The organism is Streptococcus sp. HMSC064H09, from assembly GCF_001812625.1.
Lineage (GTDB): Bacteria > Bacillota > Bacilli > Lactobacillales > Streptococcaceae > Streptococcus.
On the sequence record NZ_KV809616.1, the window covers coordinates 1 to 648 of the forward strand.

Annotated in this window: 1 protein-coding gene; it reads left to right on the forward strand. The window is 44.0% G+C overall.

The window, feature by feature from the left end; translation table 11 throughout:
• On the forward strand, positions 1-648 hold a 648-nt coding region (locus HMPREF2867_RS08505; RefSeq protein ID WP_256263085.1), incomplete at both ends, for a Rib/alpha-like domain-containing protein.

Here is a 648-nt window from a genome sequence, read left to right on the forward strand (position 1 = left end):
CACCTGTTGACACAACAACAGAAGGCGACAAAGATGCGACAGTTATCGTTACTTACCCAGATGGCTCTAAAGACGAAGTTCCAGTTAAGGTAATCGTTAAAGACCCACGTACGGATGCGGATAAGAATACACCTGTGGCTAAAGATCAAACGGTTAAACCAGGTGATCAACCAAATGCTAAGGATTCAATTGGCAACGTTGGTGATCTTCCAGAAGGTACTAAGTTCGAATACAAGACACCTGTTGACACAACAACAGAAGGCGAAAAAGACGCAACAGTTGTTGTCACTTACCCAGACGGTTCTAAAGACGAAGTTCCAGTTAAGGTTATCGTTAAAGATCCACGTACGGATGCGGATAAGAACACTCCTGTAGCTAAAGATCAAACGGTAAAACCAGGCGACCAACCAAATGCCAAGGATTCCATCGGTAATGTTGGTGATCTTCCAGAAGGCACTAAGTTCGAGTACAAGACACCTGTTGACACAACAACTGAAGGTGACAAAGATGCTACAGTTATCGTCACTTACCCAGACGGTTCTAAAGATGAAGTTCCAGTTAAGGTAACAGTCAAAGATCCACGTACAGATGCGGATAAGAACACACCAACTGCGAAAGATCAAACGGTTAAACCAGGCGACCAACCAA